The organism is Labrys sp. F242, assembly GCF_057813875.1.
Map to the genome: position 1 here is coordinate 573,711 of NZ_JBVASG010000004.1, position 19,720 is coordinate 593,430.

16 protein-coding genes are annotated in these 19,720 nt (G+C 64.1%); 9 read left to right on the forward strand and 7 right to left on the reverse strand.

The window, feature by feature from the left end:
* The first annotated feature begins 34 nt into the window (after positions 1-34).
* Genes ACZYTC_RS26080 through ACZYTC_RS26090 form a run of 3 tightly spaced genes read left to right on the forward strand, consistent with a single transcriptional unit; the run spans position 35 to position 3,751 of the window.
* Positions 35-1,015: an ABC transporter permease gene (locus tag ACZYTC_RS26080; RefSeq protein ID WP_434960693.1), complete on the forward strand. Its 981-nt coding sequence runs from the start codon at positions 35-37 to the stop codon at positions 1,013-1,015.
* A 2-nt stretch (positions 1,016-1,017) separates the two neighbouring features.
* Positions 1,018-1,926 (forward strand): ABC transporter permease, encoded by a 909-nt coding sequence (locus ACZYTC_RS26085; RefSeq protein ID WP_441770674.1) that lies wholly within the window; start codon positions 1,018-1,020, stop codon positions 1,924-1,926.
* Position 1,927: 1 nt separating this feature from the next.
* Positions 1,928-3,751 (forward strand): ABC transporter ATP-binding protein, encoded by a 1,824-nt coding sequence (locus tag ACZYTC_RS26090; protein WP_441770673.1) that lies wholly within the window; start codon positions 1,928-1,930, stop codon positions 3,749-3,751.
* A gap of 227 nt (positions 3,752-3,978) precedes the next feature.
* Here the strand turns inward: ACZYTC_RS26090 and ACZYTC_RS26095 are convergent, their stop codons facing one another.
* The 3 genes from ACZYTC_RS26095 to ACZYTC_RS26105 are packed head-to-tail and all read right to left on the reverse strand — an operon-like array spanning position 3,979 to position 7,028.
* Complete coding sequence (locus ACZYTC_RS26095; RefSeq protein ID WP_441770672.1) at positions 3,979-4,347, reverse strand: endonuclease domain-containing protein; 369 nt, start codon at positions 4,345-4,347, stop codon at positions 3,979-3,981.
* Between the two features lie 46 nt (positions 4,348-4,393).
* Positions 4,394-5,620, reverse strand: coding sequence for a Zn-dependent hydrolase (locus ACZYTC_RS26100; RefSeq protein WP_441770671.1), 1,227 nt, complete (start codon positions 5,618-5,620; stop codon positions 4,394-4,396).
* A gap of 7 nt (positions 5,621-5,627) precedes the next feature.
* Complete coding sequence (locus ACZYTC_RS26105; RefSeq protein ID WP_434960688.1) at positions 5,628-7,028, reverse strand: amidase; 1,401 nt, start codon at positions 7,026-7,028, stop codon at positions 5,628-5,630.
* Between the two features lie 321 nt (positions 7,029-7,349).
* On the opposite strand from ACZYTC_RS26105, the gene ACZYTC_RS26110 reads away from it, so the two are divergent.
* Complete coding sequence (locus tag ACZYTC_RS26110; RefSeq protein WP_441770670.1) at positions 7,350-8,303, forward strand: phosphotransferase; 954 nt, start codon at positions 7,350-7,352, stop codon at positions 8,301-8,303.
* On the forward strand, positions 8,303-9,262 hold the full coding sequence (locus ACZYTC_RS26115) for a phosphotransferase (RefSeq protein ID WP_434960686.1): 960 nt from the start codon (positions 8,303-8,305) through the stop codon (positions 9,260-9,262). Before ACZYTC_RS26110 ends, ACZYTC_RS26115 begins: the two co-directional genes overlap by 1 nt.
* Positions 9,263-9,349: 87 nt before the next feature.
* On the opposite strand, the gene ACZYTC_RS26120 is transcribed toward ACZYTC_RS26115, so the two are convergent.
* Together ACZYTC_RS26120 and ACZYTC_RS26125 are read right to left on the reverse strand one after the other, a co-directional pair.
* Positions 9,350-10,300, reverse strand: coding sequence for a helix-turn-helix domain-containing protein (locus tag ACZYTC_RS26120; RefSeq protein WP_454817780.1), 951 nt, complete (start codon positions 10,298-10,300; stop codon positions 9,350-9,352).
* A 214-nt stretch (positions 10,301-10,514) separates the two neighbouring features.
* On the reverse strand, positions 10,515-11,384 hold the full coding sequence (locus tag ACZYTC_RS26125; RefSeq protein WP_434960684.1) for a DeoR/GlpR family DNA-binding transcription regulator: 870 nt from the start codon (positions 11,382-11,384) through the stop codon (positions 10,515-10,517).
* 351 nt (positions 11,385-11,735) lie between these two features.
* On the opposite strand from ACZYTC_RS26125, the gene ACZYTC_RS26130 reads away from it, so the two are divergent.
* From ACZYTC_RS26130 to ACZYTC_RS26140, 3 genes are all read left to right on the forward strand, one after another.
* Positions 11,736-13,076 carry an aspartate aminotransferase family protein gene (locus tag ACZYTC_RS26130; protein WP_434960683.1) on the forward strand — a complete coding sequence of 447 codons (1,341 nt, stop codon included), beginning with the start codon at positions 11,736-11,738 and terminating at the stop codon, positions 13,074-13,076.
* Positions 13,077-13,229: 153 nt separating this feature from the next.
* Positions 13,230-13,745, forward strand: coding sequence for a hypothetical protein (locus ACZYTC_RS26135; protein WP_488990907.1), 516 nt, complete (start codon positions 13,230-13,232; stop codon positions 13,743-13,745).
* A gap of 261 nt (positions 13,746-14,006) precedes the next feature.
* A complete protein-coding gene (locus tag ACZYTC_RS26140) occupies positions 14,007-17,135 on the forward strand; it encodes a LysM peptidoglycan-binding domain-containing protein (protein ID WP_488990908.1) in 3,129 nt (1,042 codons plus the stop codon).
* 68 nt (positions 17,136-17,203) lie between these two features.
* Here ACZYTC_RS26140 and ACZYTC_RS26145 read toward each other — a convergent pair whose 3' ends face one another.
* Complete coding sequence (locus tag ACZYTC_RS26145; RefSeq protein ID WP_488990909.1) at positions 17,204-18,247, reverse strand: EscU/YscU/HrcU family type III secretion system export apparatus switch protein; 1,044 nt, start codon at positions 18,245-18,247, stop codon at positions 17,204-17,206.
* 142 nt (positions 18,248-18,389) lie between these two features.
* On the opposite strand from ACZYTC_RS26145, the gene ACZYTC_RS26150 reads away from it, so the two are divergent.
* The gene (locus ACZYTC_RS26150; RefSeq protein WP_434960679.1) at positions 18,390-19,214 is read left to right on the forward strand and encodes a tetratricopeptide repeat protein; all 825 of its coding nucleotides are present in this window, start codon (positions 18,390-18,392) and stop codon (positions 19,212-19,214) included.
* 37 nt (positions 19,215-19,251) lie between these two features.
* Here ACZYTC_RS26150 and ACZYTC_RS26155 read toward each other — a convergent pair whose 3' ends face one another.
* Entirely contained in the window at positions 19,252-19,710 is a 459-nt protein-coding gene (locus tag ACZYTC_RS26155) for a hypothetical protein (RefSeq protein WP_434960678.1), read from the reverse strand.
* Positions 19,711-19,720 lie beyond the last annotated feature (10 nt).

Here is a 19,720-nt window from a genome sequence, read left to right on the forward strand (position 1 = left end):
CCTCTTTTTTCCAGGCGGTGCGGGATCGTTGCCGATGCTGATTGTCGAATTCCTGATCAAGCGGATCGCCCAGGGCCTGCTCATCGTGGCCCTGACGTCGCTGATCATCTTCACGCTGCTGCGCGTGGTTCCGGGCGACCCGGTCCGCCTGATCGTGGGTGGCATGGCGCCGGACAATGTCGTCGAAGAAGTCGCCACCAAGATGGGACTGCGCGATCCGATCATCGTGCAATATGGCCGCTACATGGTAGGCCTCGCCAAGGGCGATCTCGGCCAATCCTATATCAGGCCGCGCAGCGGCGGTGTCGCGGCAGGCGGGCAATATGTCGACCCGACCAAGGCCGAGATGGCACCGGTGGCCAGCCTCATCCTCGAACGCCTGCCGTTGACCCTGCAGCTCGCCGGTGTCGCCCTGGTCTTCGCGTTGCTGATCTCCTTTCCGATCGGGCTCGCGGGCGGTCTCAACCAGCATGGCTGGCCGAATGCGCTGGCCTTCGGCGTGCAGTCGCTGTTCGTCTCCATCCCGAATTTCTGGCTCGCCATCGTACTGATCCTGTTCCTGTCGGTGAAGCTCGATTGGCTGCCGGCACTGGGTTACAAGGGCTTCAGCTATGTGCTGCTGCCGGCCTTCGTGCTGGCGGTGGAGATCTCGCCCTTCATCATCCGCACCCTGACGACCTCGCTGGGCGAGGTGATGCAGGCGCCCTTCATCGACGAAGCCCGCGTACGCGGCCTGTCGCGCCGGCGCATTGTCTATTCCCATGCCCTGCGCAACGCCTCGGTGCCCCTGGTCAACCTGCTCGGCATCCAGCTCTCCACCCTGATCGGCGGCGTGCTGGTGATCGAATACATCTTCGACTATCCGGGCCTGGGCAATCTCACCGTGGTCTCGGTGCTCGGCCGCGATTTTCCGGTGATCCAGGGCATCGCCATCACCACCAGCGCCGTCTTCGTCTTCATCAACATCCTGGTCGATCTCGTGGCCTATCTCATCGACCCCCGCGTGGAGATCTGAGCATGAGTATCGTGACCAGCGACGCCGTGCCTACCCATGAACGGGCCCAGTCGATCAGCCGCCGCATTCTGGCCAGCGCCTGGGCCATGCCGAGCTTTCGCGTCGGCCTGTTCGTCTTCCTGGCGCTGCTCCTCGTCTCGGCGATCTATCCTGAGTTCTCCTCTATTTCCGCCACCAAGATGGTGGTGAAGGACAAGTTCATTCCGCCGCTGTTCCTTGGCGAGAAGTGGACCTGGCTCCACCCGCTCGGCACCGACCAGCTCGGCCGCGACATGCTGCTGCGCTGCCTGATCGGCCTGCGCTATTCGCTGCTGATCGGTATCGTCACCGTGGCGCTGGTCTTCCTGATCGGCTGCGGGTTCGGCCTGCTCGCCGGCTTCAAGGGCGGCTGGTGGGATACCGTCATCATGCGCATCACCGACGCGCAGCTCTCGATCCCGATGATCATCCTGGCCATCACCATCCTGGGCGTGACCAAGCCCGAAGTGCACACCATCATCATCGTGCTGGCTCTGTCCGGCTGGCCGCTCTATGCCCGTGTCGCCCGCAGCGCCGCCGTCACCGAGCGCGGCAAGGAATATGTCCGCGGCCTGCGGGTGCTCGGCGCCGGCGACTGGCGCATCCTCCTGCTCTATGCCGCGCCGAACATCCTGCCGCCGATTGCCTTCGTCGCCGTGCTGGACGTCGCCCGCATGATGATCTTCGAGGCGATCCTCGGCTTTCTCGGCCTCGGCATCCAGCCGCCGACGCCGAGCTTTGGCTCGATCATTTCCGACAGCCGCAAATATCTCATCAACGCCTGGTGGATCGCCACCAGCCCCGGCGTGTTCCTGGCCCTGGCGCTGACATCGATCAACCTGATGGGGTCCGCCCTCGAAAAGGCGCGCAACAAGATCTATGGAGGCGCCTGAGATGGACAATTCCCCGATCCTGGAAACCCGCCATCTCACTGTCGGCTCGCCGCGCGACGAGGCGCCCGTGCTCGACGACATCGCGCTCACGCTCCACAGCGCCGAGATCTTCGGCATCTATGGCGAGAGCGGCGCCGGCAAGACGGTGCTCAGCCGTGCCCTCGCCAACTGGCTGCCCGAGAGCCTGACTTATCGCCGCGGCTCGGTGCTGTTCGCAGGAAAGGACGTCACCACGGATTCCGCCGGAAATAGTTTCATCGTCGGCCGCGACATCGCCTATATCGGTTCCAAGCCCCAGAGTTCGCTCGATCCGACCCAGCCGGTCGGCGTGCAGATCTGCGAAAAGCTGCGCAGTGTGCGCCCGGCCTGGAGCAGGAAGGAATGCCACGAGCGTGTCATCCAGCTGCTCGGCGAGGTACGCATCCCCTCCCCGAGGGAGCGCTACTGGGAATACCCGTCCAAATTCTCCGGCGGCATGATGCAGCGTGCCATGATCGTCGACGCGATCTGCGCCGAGCCGGCCGTTCTGATCGCCGACAACATCACCCAGCCGCTCGACGTCACCATCGCCGCCCAGATCGTGGCACTGCTGCATGATCTCTGCCAACGCCACAAGATGGCGACGATCTACCTGTCGTCGTCGCTGGCGACGCTCGGCCAGTTCGGCGGGCGCACGGCCGTGCTGCACCAGGGGCGCCTGGTGGAAGAGCAGCCCTTCTCCGAGTTGATGCGGACGCCGCAGGACGACTACACCCGCCGCGCTATCGCCAGCGTGCCACGCATCTGGTCGACAAGCGAACAGCCGCTCTCGCGCCGCAACGAGGCCGACGCGCCGCTGATGCGGGTGGCTGACGCTCATCGCACCTATCTCGCCCGCAAGCGCGGCACCTTCAACACCTATCGCCATATCCAGGCGGTGCGTGGCGTCAGCTTCGACATCCTGCCGCGCGAGAACTTCGGCATCGTCGGTGAATCCGGTTGCGGCAAGTCGACCTTGACCCGCCTGCTCGCCTGGCTGGAAGCGCCCGACAAGGGCGACATCATCCTTGGCGGCGTCTCGCTGCGCACCCTTTCCGCCCGTGAGCTGCTTGCCAAGCGCGGCGAGTTCCAGCTGCTGCTGCAGGATCCCTACAACGCCCTGCCCCCGCGCACGACGGTGGGGCGGATGATCGAGGAAAGCCTGCTGATCCGCGGCAGCCATAGCGGCAAAGCACTGCGCGAGCGCGTATTCGCCGCCATGCAGGAGGTCGGCCTGTCGCCCCGCCTCTATGACGAGTTGCCCAATGCCTTGTCCACCGGCGAGCGCCAGCGCATCTCGATTGCCCGCGCCCTCGTGCTCTCGCCCAAGCTGCTGATCCTCGACGAAACCCTGTCCGCCCTCGACCAGCGCGAACAGGCCAAGCTCATTGAGCTGTTCTCCAGCCTGCAGGAGAAGAACGATCTTACCTATGTCTTCATCTCCCATGACCTCGCCATGGTCCGGAAGGTGTGCACCCGCATCGCGGTGATGTATCTGGGCGAAATGGTCGAGATCGCCGACAATCACGATCTCTTCTTCGAGCCGCAGCATCCTTACACCAAGGCCCTGCTCTCGGCTGCGCCGACCCTGGAGGAAAAGCCTTTCGATCCGCAGGACTATCTGCTCGAAGGCGAACCGCCGAGCCCCATCGACATCCCGCCCGGCTGCAGCTTCGCTTCCCGCTGCCCCAAGGCTTTCGGGCGCTGCCGCACCGAGACGCCAGCATTGAAGGAACATCGCCCGGGCAGCTTTGCCGCCTGCCATTTGCTCGATGCGGAGGCGGGAGAGAAGTCGGCGGCGGCATAATAGAACGATTAGTCTGGAATAAAGCGCAACCAGCCTTCTCCACGAAGTGGGGAAGGTGGCCCGGCAAAGCCGGGTCGGATGGGGTGTGGTGAGCAACGCTCCATTCTTCGAAAGCTGGCACGACGGTAGTGCCATCGCGTTGCTTTCAGCGCGCTGCCCGCCACACCCCATCCGTCATTTCTTCGAAATGACACCTTCCCCACTACGTGGAGAAGGCTGGTTGCGCTCTATTTTGTAAGGCGAACACAAGCCGCCTTGATGCGGTCGACGGCCAATTGCAGCGAGCCGATCACCAGATCGTCCGGCAGGCGCAACACGCGCCACCCCTGGCGTTCCAGCCAGGCCTGGCGCTCTCGATCATAAGCCGCAGCTTCCTCATTCTCATGCGTGCGGCCATCGACCTCGATGAGCAGAGCGGCCTCATGGGCAACAAAATCCACGGTATAGGGACCTATCGGCACCTGCCGGCGGAACTTGACGCCAACGCCACCAGCTCGCAATTCCCACCACAGCATGCTCTCCGACTTGGTCATCAGCCGCCGGCGTTCCCGCGCGAATTTGCGGCTGGATTGTCGATAGGAACGCGGCTCATTCATGGAGAAAGCATGAAGCGGCTACCGCCGCGATTCAAGCATCCCGCCCCTACTCTTCCGTCACCAGGCGCCAGATCACTTCCGTGAGCACCGCGAGCCCCTTGTCGAGGGAGGTCTCGTCGGTGAATTCGGCGGGGTTGTGGCTGAGGCCGTTCCGGCTTGGCACGAAGATCAATGAAGCCGGCACGCACTTGTTGAGGGCAAGCGCGTCATGGCCGGCGATCGTCTTCATTTCCATCGAGGAAAAGCCCAGATCCCGGGCGACCGAAGCGGTCAGCGCTGCGCCATGTGGATCGAGCGCTGCCGTGCCGCGCTGCTCGTCGGCCGCGACCTCGACGTCGACGCCCAAGGACGCCACTGCAGCCCGCGTCTCGGCCAGAAAGCGGTCGCCGAGCCCGAGGGCGATCGCGGCATCCTCATGTCGGAACTCGAACCAGACCTGGACCCGGCTCGGCGTCACATTGGGCGAATTGGGAGCGACGGTGATGCGGGCCGCTGACGCATGGGAGCCGGTGCGGCTGAGTTCGATCAGGCAGTGGTGCAGCTCGATCGCCCTGGCAGCCGCCCGCAGGGCATCGCGGCGGCGGGCCATGCGGGTCGGGCCCGTATGTGAGGGCTCGCCATGAAAGACCAGCGACAGCTTGCGCGCCGCCCAACAGCCGGTGACGACGCCGATCTCGACCCCCTCTTCCTCCAGAAGCGGCCCCTGCTCGACGTGAAGCTCGACATAGCGCCGGGGTTCCAGGGGCAGGTCTGCGGTGCCACGATAGCCGATGGCGGTTAGCGCTTCCGCCAGGGTGACGCCAGTACCGTCAGCAAGAGCGAGGGCGGCATCGAGCGCAAGTGTGCCGGCAAAGACTGAACTGCCGGTCAGGCTCGGCTGGAAGCGGGCGCCCTCCTCGTTGGTCCAGTTGGCCAGGACGAGATTGCGCCTGGCCTTGCCCGGCTCGACGGCCGCACGCGCGGCGACCGCCTCGATCGCCAGAAGGCCCGCCAAGACGCCATAGACGCCGTCAAAACGACCGCCGGTCGGCTGGCTGTCGAGATGGGAGCCGACGACCACCGCATCCTTCGACGACGGGGCCAGGCTGGCAATGCCGAACATGTTGCCGATGGGATCGACATGCAGAGCGAGCTGGCGGCCACTGATTTCCGCCGCAAGCAGGGCACGGGCCTGCCCGTCCTCCGACGTTCCGGTCAGGCGGCAGACGCCGCCATCGGGCGTGGCGCCGATCCGCGCAAAAGTCTCCAGCAGGCTGTTCAATGTCGAGGTCATGCTCGCCTCATGCCCGGGGCTGGAGCGGCCAGTCCATGGTAATCGACCTAAGGTCCTCCAGTGCCTTGGTCACCTGCAAGACGCCGAGATCGTCGCAGCGATGGCCGATGACCTGGATTCCGATTGGCAGATGCCGATCGTCAAAGGCCGTGCAGACGGTGGAGGCTGGCTGGCCGGTCTGGTTGAACAGGGCCGTGAACACGGTATGGGCCAGCGGCACCTCCCGCGAGACGCCCGGTTCCTCGGCTGGGAAATTCACCACCGGCAAGGTCGGGGCGATCACATAGTCCCAGCCCTCGAAAGCGGCGAGCAGCACCGCTTTCATCTTCGTGATGGCGCTGAGGCTGCGAAAGAGATCCTCACCCGAATGCGAGGCCCCCTGCAGGGCCCAATCCCGCACGTATTGATTGATACCGTTGCCGTCATGCGCAGGCAGGTCGCTATATTCGACGAAGCCGCGGACCTGCAGATAGAGGTCGATGGGGGCATAGGCGTCCTGGTCCAGCGGCGAGACGAAGGGTTCGACGATAGCCCCGGCCCCCTCCAGCAACCGGCCGGCAGCCTCTACGGCTGCATGCACGGCGGGTTCCGGCTTCGGCCCGAACCCCATATCGGTAAGGACGCCGATGCGCAGCCCCTTGAGGTCGCGTTCGAGATGCCGGTGATACTGCATGCCGTCGCCCGGGAAGCTCCAGGTATCGCGCTCGTCGGGACGCGTCAGCACGCTCAGCATGCGGGCTATGTCCGCGACCCGCCGTCCCATCGGGCCGGCCATGCGCATGGTGTCGGGCGGCAGATGCGGCACCCGGCCATGGCTCGGCTTGAGCGAGGCGAGCCCGCAATGGGCCGCGGGCAGACGCACCGAGCCGGCAATGTCGGTTCCAACAGACAGGAAGCCCATGCCGGCCGCAACCGAGGCACCGGCACCGGAGGAGGATCCGCCCGTATTCCAGGACAGGCCCCAGGGATTGCGGGTGATGCCGTGCAGCGAGCTGATGCCTGATGCCATCAACCCGCAATCGGGCATGGTCGTCTTGGCGAAGATCGGGGCGCCGGTCTCCATGAGGGCAAGGGCGGGCGGCGAATTGTAGGTCGAGGCCGGCTGGTTTCGGTTGGCGGCAATGCCGTGGGTGTAGGGCCAGCCCACCATGGCCACGCTGTCCTTGACGGTGACCGGGATGCCGTCGAGCACACCAGCGGGCGTACCGGCCCGATAGCGGGCCTCGGAGGCCCGGGCCGTGGCGAGGGCCTCGTCCGGCCGCAGGCAGAACAGCGCGTTGACGGCGGTATTGGTCGCCTCGGCGTGTTCGATCACCGTGCGCGTAACCTCGACCGGGGAAAGCTCCCCTGCCGCATAGGCGTCGACGATCTCACCGACACTCATGGCGACAAGGCTGGTGATGGACATGGAAGGCTCCCTGTTCCGGCGCGGATAGGAGCACCGGTGATACCGCTCGACCTAACGGGTTTTGGCCAAGCTCGGGTAGAGGCGCAGTCTGCCGGACAAGAAATCATGGAGCATCAGACATCCTCACCGCAGCCTTTCGCGGCGAAGATAGGATCGGGGCAATGGCTTGCGCCATAGCCTCCAAAATCACCATCGCTAGGGCAAAGTGCGTCAAACGAAACGCTCCGGCTCTAGTTCCTTGTTTCGACATGCCTTTGTGATTCCAGGCGATTTCGCAAAGGTCTTGGCGACACCACAAAGACTCCGGGGGCCGACGACGGAATGAGTATGTTCGAGGAGGAGCGGGCACGTGCCGAGGCCCATGTCCGACAGCTGCCCGGCTGGGCAGCACGCGCGATCACGACGGAACCAGCCATACCGGTGCTTGCCTCACCGAGTTGGCGAGGCGTCGACGGCTCGCCCTGGCGGGTCCGCGACAAGGCAAGCGGCGACAGCCTGTTCGTCAAACTCATGCATCCCGACGCCGCCTTCTACATCGATGTCGCCTGCGCCTTCCAGGCGGCGCGGCAGGCCTCCGAACTCGGTATCGGTCCTCATGTCTACCTCGCGGACGACGGCACGGGTGCCCTGGTGATGGAGGACCTCGACGCCGGCTGGCGTACCGCCACGCTGGAGCGCCTGCTCGAACAGGATATCGTCGATCGCGTTCTTGTCGCGCGCCGGCGTTTTCAGGAAAGCTCCGCGCTCTCCCGCACCAGCAGCGTGTTCGACGAGATCGAGCGCTTCCACCGGGATGCTCGCGCGGCCAAAGGCCAATTGCCTGCCGATGCGGACTGGCTGCTGGCGGAATTGCGCTATGCCGGCGAGGCGCTGGCGCCTGGCCGAAAGGCGCCGGTGCCCAGCCATGGCGACGGCAATGTCTCCAACATCATGATCAGCGAGGCTGGCGAGATCCGCTTGGTCGACTGGGACAGGGCTGGGAATGCCGACCCACTGGAGGATCTCGGCAGCTTCCTCGCCGAAGCCTTCGACCAGGAACCGGAGGCGAGGGATGCTTTCGCCCGCAGCCAGGGCGGCTTCGACGAGGCCGCCTACAACCGCGCCTGGCTCTACGGCGTGGCGGATGATCTGCGCTGGGGGCTGATCGGCACCCTGGTAGCCGCCCGCTCGCCGCGCAACACCCTGGAATTCCATAAATTCGCCAGCTGGCGCCTGGTGCGCTGCCGCATGGCCGCGCATTCGTCCCGTTTCGGCGAAGCGCTGCGGAGGATCTGATGTCCGTCAAGAAACGTCTCGGCGAGGCCGCCAGCGAAGCCGAACATCGCCTCGAGCAAGCAGTCGCCCGGGTGCCGTCCTGGCAAGGCCGCAGCGTGCATTATACCTCCCTGGTAGGCGGTTTGATGAACCAGAACTGGGTTGCCGAGATCGAAGGCGATGCCAGGCGCTATTTCATCAAGGTGCCTGGTGCGGGCTCGGAGATGTTCATCGATCGGGTCGCCGCCAATGAAGCCGCGCGCAACGCCCACGCGATCGACGTGGCGCCCGAAGTGGTGTTCTTCGATGCGGCGGATGGCCTGGAGATCAGCGAATTCCTCGACGGCTACCGGGCTTGCACCAATGCCGATTTCTCCGATCCGGCCATCCAGGCCGACGTGCTCGACATCTATCGCCGCCTGCATGCCAGCCCGGCTCTGTCCCTGACCAAGACCATCTTCGACATGATCGAGGAGCATATCGAGCAGGGCCACGAACTCGGCGCCCATTTTCCGCCGGCCATGCCCTGGATCGAGCACCGCTATCGCCAGGCCAAAACCGCCTTCCTGGCCTCGGGGCTCGATCTCGTACCCTGTTTCAACGACCCGATGCCCGGCAATTTCCTGATCAGTGCCGACGGTGCCCCCAATTCGCGGCCGATGAAACTGATCGACTATGAGTTCGCCTCCAACAATGAACGGGCCTATGAGCTCGGTGTGCTGTTCGCCGAGATGTTCTACGACGAGCGCAAGACCCTGGAGCTCATCGAGGAATATTGCGGCTCGGTCCGGCCCGACATGGTTGCCCGCGTCATGCTTAACCGCGCCCTGGCCGACGTCAAATGGGCGAGCTGGGCCGTGGTCAACCGCAAGCTCAACAGCTGGGACTTCGACTACCAGAAATATGGCGTGTGGAAATATATGCGTGCGCGCCAGGTCATGTACGACCCGCGGTGGGAGAGCTGGCTGCGGCAGATCTGATCATCTTGGGGGGCTGGTTTTGCGACCAGCCTTTCACGCACCGCACCTGCGGGCAAGGTTGGGCGGGTCCGAAGACCCGCCCCCCAATCAAGGCGAAGCCTGCAGGGTGTGGGACCTGAAACTATGGCGCGGCAGGCGCTCCTGCGTCTCCACGGCCGGCAGCGGCGCCTTCAACTCTGGCACCTCCTGCGCGGTACGCCGCGCATCACGCGGCGCCATGTTGAACTGGCGGCTGAAGCTGCGCGAGAAATGCGAGACGTTCTTGAAGCCGACCTGGTAGGCGATCTCCGAGACCGTGAGTCGTCCCCCCGGATCGCCCACCAGCAGCTCGTAGGCCCGCTGCAGACGCCTCAACTGCATGAACTGGCTCACCGTGGTGTCGTCGTCATTGAACAGGCTGTAGAGATAGCTCAGTGAGATCCTGCTGCTGGCGGCGATCTTGCGAGGTGTCAGTTCCTGGTCGCCGAGATTCTTCTCGATGAACTCGAAAATGCGCCTGCGCAGATGGTAGCGCGCATTGCGCACATCCACGGTCGAGCCGCGATCCTCCGCGCCGATGGCTAGCGCCACGAAGCTGAAGATCTCGGTGGCGAGCGCTTCCGGATTGGGCGGCGGGCAATCGGCGAAGACTTCTGCAACACTGCGCAGCAGATCCACCATGAGACGCGTCATCTGTACATTGGCGCCGAAGCGGCGGCCGATGTGATCGTCGACCGACGTCATCCGCCCCCGCAGTTCCAGCACGGGAATGCGCAGCACCATGAGCGTGGTGTTCTCCTGGGCAGAGAATTCGTGAAATTCCATCTGGCTGAACAGCCCATACTCGCCGGCCCCCACGCTGCCTGTACGGCCGGCCTGCGCATAGTGCAGCCTCCCGCTCAGGGGAACCAGGAGCATGTAGCAGGCCTCGCTTGCACCTCTGGCCGGCTCGCAATGACAGACCCGCTCTCCCTCGGCCTGCGTGATTTCCAAAGTGAGCCGGCCGATATGGATCGGCCGTGATGCCGCGGGTCGCGTGCGGATGGCAGGATGATGCATGAGGTGGCCCCGTTCGATCTGTCTGGATGGTGTTTGGTCTTGTTATGGTTTCGGCCCGCAATCTGGTGCAGACTCGGCCTATCGATGGCTCTGCGGCCACTTGGCCTGAGAGGTTAGAGAAAGTTGCGATCCTAGCGGATCGCAACTTTCTCTAACTCTTTGTTTTAACGCCTTTTCTTGATCGAAAAGTCTGTCAACTTTTCTGGAAAATGCTCTAGCGCGTCCCCTCCCCGGTATTCTCGCTTCGCGGACCGGCAACGATGATCTCCGTGCCGGCCTCCTTGAGGCCGCCGGCGAGCGAGCCTTGCGGCTGCCTGTCGGTGACCAGGCGGTCGATCGCATCCCAGCGCGAGCAGATGGCGACCGCGAGCTGGTCGAATTTGGCGTGATCGGCCACCACGATCGCCTCCGCGGCCCGCTGGACCATGGCGGCATAGACGGCACCGGCCTCCTCGTCGGCATCGTAGATGCCGCGGGCACCCAGGCCAGTGGCGCCGACAATGGCGCGATTGGCCTCGTAGCCATTGATGCTGGCAATCGTCTGCGATCCCAGCAGATAGCCTTCGCTGGCATGGACGCGGCCGGCACAGAACAGTACGCGGATGGTCGGGTTGGTGCCGAGCGCCATCGCGGCGGCGAAATCATGGGTGATGACGGTGATGTCGCGGTTGCGGGCGGCCAGGAAGCGGGCGACATGATAGGTCGTGGTGCCGCCACCCAGCATCAGCACTTCCTTGGGCAGGATCATGGCCGACACCGCCGCGGCGATGGCTTCGCGCTCGGCGATCATCACATGGCGGCGATCACTACGAGAGGGTTCGTGCGCAAAGGGACGCGAAGCCCCGCCATAGGTTCGATTGATCAGGCCCTGTTCATGCAATTCGAGGAGGTCGCGCCGGATCGTCTCACCGGAGACACCGAGGGCGGCGGCGAGTTCGGACGCCCGCAGGGTCGGCGCGGCGGAAAGCTGCGCGATGATGCGCTGCTGGCGCACTTCCTTGGAAAGCCGGTCACGTTCCTGGCTCGGCTGAGCCGAACGGGAATGTCTGTCTTCCTTCTCCGCGGACGGCGCATCGCTTGCCATCGATCACTCCACCGGTTGGCGTCGCTGCTGGAAACGGGACTTGGCGTCCTCTCCCATGATCTTGTTCCAATAAATGTGGAATGTCCACAAAAAATGCGGAACCTTCCTCACATCTACATGCTACCGCCTTCTCTCAACCATTCTGTTTCTTGACCAAATGGATAAAATAAATGTCGGTTTTTATGTAATTTTCAAAATGAGGCACGGTCTGACACTGATATTCTTCGAACTGTGTGCTGAGCGTCTTTGAAGATTGTGGAACCTCACACACAATTCAATGTTGGATGCAAAGTTGCTCATCTCCCGCAGGGAGATGCCCGTCAGCCCCACCGGAAACCGCCTGGACCAGCCATGCAGATCGAGAAGGAAATCCTCGCCCTCAACGCCTATGACCCAGCGGCGGCCGCGCCCGGCGACGAAAAAACGCGCCGCGCGGTGGAGCGGCGCCTGGGTGCTTTCGGGCGAGCAGCCGTGCTGTTCTATCGTGAGCCCATCGAGGCGGTGAGCGCCGAGGGCGTGTGGATCCAGGGGGCGGATGGCAGGCGCTATCTCGACGTCTACAACAACGTGCCCTCCGTCGGGCACTGCCATCCGCGTGTGGTCGAGGCCATCCGGCAGCAGGTCGGCACGCTGAACATCCACACGCGCTATCTCAATGCGGTCGTCGACAGCTATGCCGAGCGCCTGCTGGCGACCCTGCCGGAGCCGATCGGCAATGTCGTCCTCACCTGTACCGGCAGCGAGGCCAACGACCTTGCGCTGCGCGTCGCCCAGGCGGCCACTGGCGGCACAGGTTTCATCGTGACCGAAATGGCCTATCACGGCAACACGGCGGCGGTGACCGATATCTCGCCGTCCTCGCGCCCGGGCCGCCCGCTTGCACCGCATGTGCGGACCGTGTCGGCACCGGATTCCTACCGCAGAACGGACGAGCATCCCGGCGAGGCCATGGCCGCCGCCGTGACCGAAGCGATCGTGGACATGGCGGGCAAAGGCATCCGCTTTGCCGGCATGATCGCCGACACCATCTTCTCCAGCGATGGCGTCCATGCCGACCCGCCCAGCCTGCTGGTGCCCGTCATCGATGCCGTGCACGCCCAAGGCGGCCTCTTCATCGCCGATGAGGTCCAGCCGGGCTTCGGTCGTACCGGCGACGCCCTCTGGGGGTTCCAGCGCCACGGCATCGTTCCCGACATCGTCACCATGGGCAAGCCGATGGGCAACGGCTTCCCCATGGGCGGCATGGCACTAAGCCCGGATCTGCTCGCCGCCTTCAACACCAGCGACAGGTATTTCAACACCTTCGGCGGCAATCCCGTGGCCGCCGCCGCGGGCCTCGCCGTGCTCGACGTGATCCGGGACGAAGGCCTCATCGAGAATGCCCGAGAGGTCGGCCGCTATCTTCGCAACGGCCTGCAGGAGATTGCCAACCGGCATCTTGCCATCGGCGAAGTTCGCGGCGCCGGCCTGTTCATCGGCCTGGAATTCGTCACGGACCGCGAAAGCAAGACCCCGGCGCCGGAAACGGCCAGTGCCATGATAAACGGACTGCGCGAGCGCGGGGTACTGATCGGCGCGGCGGGCGCTTATGGCAACACCTTGAAGATCCGTCCGCCCCTCTGCTTCGGCAGGGAGCATGCTGACGCCTTCGTCGACCATTGCGATGCGGTCCTGGAGCAGATCGGCGGCTAGGAAAAATGCGGCGTCGCGTCCGCTGCTGGCTGTCCGAACCTTTGCCAAGCCATGCCCAAAAGTCCCGCAACCGCCTGTTGGCCTCACTTACTCCACACCTGAATGATCAGTTTCGTTCGATCACAGTGGAAGTAGGAGTGCGCCATGCATAGTTTGTCCCTCGTTGCGATCTTGTCGTTATCGCTTGCGGCAGCAACTTCGGCATCGGCCCAGTTGCTCGGCGAGAAATACACGCGCTACCCTGGCCAGCCCGCCTGTACGCTTTTCGTCTCCCTCGACAAGATCAAAGCGGGGCGCCCGCTTCCCACCGATTGCATCAAACTGCGGCAATTCCAGAGGGTGACCTATCAGCGCAATGTGGGGGGCTACGAGGTCATCGATGTCGGTGGCCGCATCTATTTCACCTTCGGAAACTGCGATTACACCGGCAATACCAGCCCGTCCAAGAGCTGCTTCACCTTCAAGTCCAACGCCGCGGATATGAAGGCCGATGATATCGGACTTGCTGAACGCAAGGCGGCCGACAGTAAAAGACGCCTGGACAAGTGCCTGGAGCAGGCGGCGCCGGCTCGGCCCGGCGAGCGAAAGGCCGCGCAACGAAGCTGCACTTCCTTTGCCGCGACATATAGGAACGAGAAGAAGAATCTGGATCGAATCCGCGCCCAATAAATTGATTATTGAAGATTCCATTGGGTGCGGAGATCTTTCAGAAAGCAACTCGTCCACGTCGCGCGACGTGCGACGATAGTCCGAGCGTTGAAGTGTTCGGCGATGCAGCGCAAAGCTCGCCGGCCGCACGCCAAATGTCCGACGTGTCATTAAACCATCATCCACCCCCGGCCATAGTGCTACCCACAAACTGGCCACGCGCCCGCTCGCGGTGGATGCGCTGTCGCCATGGCACGACTGGTTTTGGCGGGGTAATGCAGCATGTCTTTTCGCATAGATCCGAACGCACGGTTTCGCTTCGATCCAATCCGGAATGTCAGCTTCGCGCTCCCCCCGCAGCAGCAGAAATTCTTCGAATCGCAGGTCGACAAGGCCGTGCGCGAACGGGCCGATGCTGGCGGGCCCAAACAACTCGACTCGAAGACGGAGAAGACGGTCGTCGTCGAACAGGGCGACAGCCTGTGGAAGATCGCCGCCGAGAGCAACGTCAAATTCGCGGACCTCATCGCGGCCAATAAGGGGCATCTCGATGCCAATGGCGAGGCGCTTCATCCCAACGACGTCGTCATCATCCCCGAAAGCGCGCCCGAGCTGGTCGCCAAATCCCCCACTGGTGCCGATGGCGTACCGTCTGGAGAAAAGGCCTTTCTCGACGACCTCTACGGCCAGGGCAACAAGCTCGGCTACCAGGACGGGATCTCGCTGGAAGAGCTGAATGCCGGCGGGGCGGCCATCAAGGCCGATATCGGGGCCTATCTCGACGCCCTGCCGCCGTCCCAGCGCCAGGCGGCTGCCCTCCGGATCGCCGCTTACGACTGGTCGGATGGCGGGCCGGCCAAGGCCAGTGCCGAGGCAGCGATCAAGGAGCGCGGCCTCGAGACCGATCCCGAGGAGGCCTTTGCGAAAGGCCTCTATGAACGCGGCAACAAGGGTGCCGATTCCGACGACCCGAATTATGATTTCGCAGCCGAGCAGAAGCAGCTCACCGCCGATACCAAGGTCTATCTGGCCGGTCTGCCAAAGGCCGAGCGGCCGGCCGCGCTGCAGCGCCTGTTCGATCGCGACTGGACCGATGGCGGCCTCGTCTTGGGCGCGATCGAGACCGCCGGCAAGGAATTGGGCATCACCCTGCGCCCTTCAGGCCATGCCGGCCCGCAAGTGGAAGGCGCGGCGCGCAAGATAATCGATGATGCCAATGCTGCCGGCAGCCCGGGCGAAGCCTTCAAGAAACTGGCCGACGGTTATGCCAAGGCGACACCTGAGGTGAAGCAGGCCATCGCGAATTCGCAGGATGCCCGCATCCTCATCCAGGCGGCAGCCGACGAGGCAACGCAGAAGCTGAAGGGCTACGACCCCAAGAAGGCGAGCAGCGACCAGGGCGATGCCGCGACCGTGATGTACAATCTGCGCAGCCTGGTGGACAAGGCTGATCCCGCTCTGGCGGTGAAGCTGATGCAGGCCGCCCTGCCCACCATCGAGGCCGCCAATGCCACGCGCCAGCGCGAGATCGGCACCAATCTGGTCGGCATGGAAGGCCTGTCGAACCTGATGAAGATCATCGACAAGATGGGCGATGCACCCGGCGCTTCGGCCATCGTCGAGCGCTTCGCCGACATCGGCAGCTACAACATCAATTCCATCCCCCAGGCCATCGCCAGCGGTTCGCGCCTGGATTACCCGCTCGCCCTCGGCTATCCAGTCGACGAAACCATCACGCCGAACGTGCAACAATTTGCGGCTGGCACAGTGAACAAGGATGTCGATGCCTATCTGGAACACACCAAGGAGCTGCAATATCTGATCGCCAGCAAGGGCCCGCTGATGACGCCGGAGCAGCTCACCCAGGCGATCGCGGACTACAAGACGGGCAAGGGCCCGCAATGGCAGCAGAAGGAACAGGATCTGGCCGCCAAGATCCGGGAGGACGGCAAGAAGCTCCTGGTCCAGATCGACCAATTGGGCCATCTGCCGCCCGAGCTCGCCCAATATCAGAAGCATGCCAACGACACCCTTGCCAAGCTCCTCGGCGACGACAAGACCGCAATGGCGCTCAACATGACGCTGACGCAGGAGCCGACCCTGCTCGGCCTGCCGCGGTTCGACAAGCTTGCCGGCACGCTGCGCTTGACCGATCGAGGCCGCAAGATCGTCGAGGAAGCTGCGACCCAGCTGATCCGGCGCACGGTGATCCCCGGCTTCGCCGATTTCGATCCCGGAAACCCCGCGACCTTCAAGAAGGTCGACGAAGCCCTCGTTTCCTTCAAGGACGGCAGCATGGCCAAGATGCTCGGCGTCAAGCAGGGCGAACTCGACAAGGCCATCAAGCTGGTCGAGGATTCACTGCCAAAGGCCGGTGACGCGCCCGCCGAGGTGGAGCGCAAGATGCGCCAGCTCAATGCAGGGCTGGACGACATCACCGACGCCAATGGCATCAAGGCCTTCAAGAACGACACGACACCGGGCAAGATCCTGCGCATCATCGGCACCGCCGCCACCTTGGCAGGTCTTGCCAATTCCGGCGTCAACTTTGCCAACAACCCAACCTGGAAGGGTGGCCTGAAGATGGTGATCGATGCCGCCGGCGTCAGCCAGCGCGTGATCGAGCTCTCGCATGGCTTCGGCCTTCTCTCGGGCGGCAACAAGTCGGTGGAGGTGTTCGGATCCAGCAGCAAGCCGGCCGTGAAGGTTCTCGGTGCCGTCGGCGCGGTCTTCGATGTCTGGAACGCGGTCGATTATTTCAAGGCGGGTGATCCGACGATGGGGAGCCTCTCCCTCGCCGCGGGCGGCGGCACCGTCATGGCCGCGCTCGGCACCGGCACAGCCTTCGGCCCGATCGGACTGGCCGTCGTCATCGGCGCGGTGATCGCCCAGTTCGTCGTGGCTGGTAATCGCGACAACCATGAGTTCGAGACGGGCGACGCGACCGCCTTCCTCAAGCGTGCCGGCCTGTCGGAGGAGGCCGCTACCGCCCTCAGGAACCAAAGCCGCGAAGGCTACAGCCCCGTGCCGCTCCTCATCAAATATGGCGAGGCCAAGGGCTTCAAGATGAACGATCCCGCCAGCCGCCAGGCCTTCATCGACTGGATCGACGCCATGCCCAAGGCGGCACGCGACACGCTGATCAGCAACCTGCACCACACGCTCGCCGGCCTCAAGGGCGATGCCTCCAAGCTCACGGCGACGGCATCGTCCGATTCAACCTATACGGATCCCTCGCGCTTCAACGCCAAGGAGGATTTCACCGCCCCCGACGACTACGGTTCGGGCGAGGTGACGGTGCATATCGACAACACCGCTTCCAAGGTTCGCAAGGGCGAAGCCGGCCCGGCCTCGGTCGCGCAGATCGATGTCGCCCTCACGGCACTCGGCATCGCCGTCCCCGTGGCCTGAGGGACCGGACGCCTTGCGGCCTTGGGACATCGCCTCGACTGCCAAGGCTGGCGGCTCGATACTCGATACTAGACCAGCCCGTTCTTGACGAGGTGGGCAACGATGGCGGGGAAATAATCCGCCTCGACATAGGCGCCCAGGGCCGTTCGCTCGAACAGCGCCTCCGCCAGGGCGGCATCCTCGACGATCGCCAGGTCCAGTTCGCGGGCTTGCGAGCGGAGGCTTGCGACGGCCGCCCCCTCACCCTTGCCGACCACCACCGGAACGGGCGTTTCGCCACGCACATAGCGCAGGCCGACCAGATGGTCTCGGCCGCCGACGACCAGGACGGCATTGGCGAGGCCGAGCTTATAGGGTCGGCTGGTCACGTCGCGACGCTGGCGCTGCAGCTCCTGTCTTATCAGAGGATCTCCCTCCAAGTCCTTGTGTTCGCGCTTGTATTCTGTCTTTGTCATGCGCATGTCGCGCAGGAAGAGCCCGCGCTGGATCGGCACGTCGATGAGGCCGACGACGATGAAGGCAAGCGCAGCCGCAGCGCCGAGGGGCGTGAGGATGGCGAGCAGCGTCGGCTCCAGACAGGATTGGCCGCAGGCCGGAACTTCGAAGAGCGGCTGCAGCCAGGCGGCCAGGATGGCGACGAAGACGGCTGCGAGCAGCAGCGTCTTCATCAGGCTCTTGGCGAACTCGACGACATTGCGCAGGGACGCGATGCGCTTGAGCCCCTTGGCAGGGTTGACATGTTCGAATTGCGGCTTGAGCGGCTCGAAGGAAAACACCGGGCCGCGCGTTGCGATGGTGCTGACCAGAATCGTCACGCCGATGACGACGCCCGCCAATGGCACTACGATATAGAGGAGCGTGATCATCGCCTGATGGATCATGGCACTGGCGGTCTCGGCGAAAGGGGCCGATTGCGCCTCCGCGACAAGCTCGGCGAATTGCTTGATGCGATCCATGATGCCAGACCCGGCGATATAGAGGAAAGCGAGAGCGGCGAAGATCGAAAAGCCTGAAACCAGGTCCCGGCTGTTGGAAACCTGGCCTTTGCGCCGTGCATCGCGCAGTTTCTTTTCCGAAGCGGGAAGTTTCTTTTCTTCACTTTCCTGGGACATGTCAGCGCCCTATACCATGCGTACGCACACTATTTCCTGCGCGTTTTTGCGCGTTTCCAAGGTTCCTCGTGGATGACCTGCGTATATGGTTTCCGTGGCAGGAGGCTTGCGATATGATCCGGCGGCTTTCAGGAGGATCGGCATGCGGCTGCGCACGGCGTTTTGTCCCGTCTTTGCGATGATGGTGCTGTCGGCATGCACCACGGCGCATAATGCCAACACGCCCGATGTCGGCCTGAGCGGCGCATCGAACACGCAATCCTCCCGCCTGATGCGGCTGGCCGCCGATGTCGAATCGCATGGCGACAAGGGAACCGCCCTCGCCCTCTACGAACGGGCGGCGGCCGCACCCGACGCATCGGCGACGGCCAATGTCGAGGTCGGCGACGCCTATGTGCGTGCGGGCTCCTATCCCAATGCGATAGGCGCCTATCGCACTGCGCTGGCGAAATCGCCCAAGGACGGCAAGGCGCTGGTCGGGCTGGGCTCGGCGATGATGGCGACCGGCGACAACGAGGCCGGGCTCCGCGCCCTCGGCGAGGGTGCGCAGATCGTCAACACCAGCAGCGCCTATAACCGGCTCGGCGTAGCGCAGACCGTGGCCGGACAGACCGGTGCGGCCGAAGCCTCCTTCTCGCGCGCCCTCACCCTGTCGCCTGCCGACCTCGACATCAAGGCCAATATGGCGCTCGCCGCATCCCTCGCCGGCGACGCGCCAAAGGCAATGCCGTTCATCCAGCAGGTTGCGGCTGCTCCGGACGCGCAATTGCATCACAAGCGCAACCTCGTGGTCTGCTACGGGCTGCTGGGTCAGGACAGCCAAGTCCGCACCACGCCACCTGTCGGCCTTTCCAGCAGCGAGGTCGATGCGCTGCTGGCCCGCACCCGCTCGATCCGTGCCAAGGCCAGCCCCAGGGAGCGCGCCGAGGCGCTCGGCCTGATGAACACCGCGGCCAGCGCAAGTTAGTCGATGGTGTGATCCTTCCCTCGGCCCGGATCCGACCCTAATCCGAGGACTGCTGCGTCGCGCTGCCGCCGGCACCGCCGAGATTTCCCGATGAGGATGCATCCCCCTCCTTCTCCCCCAGCAGATATTTGCGGGCCGCGCGCGCCGTAGGGGCGCCGGCGGCAGGACCCATGCGCCGGCCCTCGACAAGGTCACCCTGCCTTTCGGCCATGCGCTGCAGATTATAGGCATTGGCACAACCTGGCGGCAGATGGGCCCCGAGGTCGGGCATGGCGGCTTCCACCGTGCCCCAGGCCGGGCGTTGGACGTCGGCCGGAGGTCCCAGGCAGGCATCGGGCACCAGCACCGAGCCGGTCGCTCCCTTGGCCGAGCCATGGCCGCCATTGGTCGCCACATAGCTATAGCCAGGCGAATAATCGGCCGTGGAGCCCGCCGAGCAACCGGCCAGGCCAATCAGGCAAAAGCCAAGGCCGGCTCGCAGGAAATTCGCGTTCATCGCTGCCGTC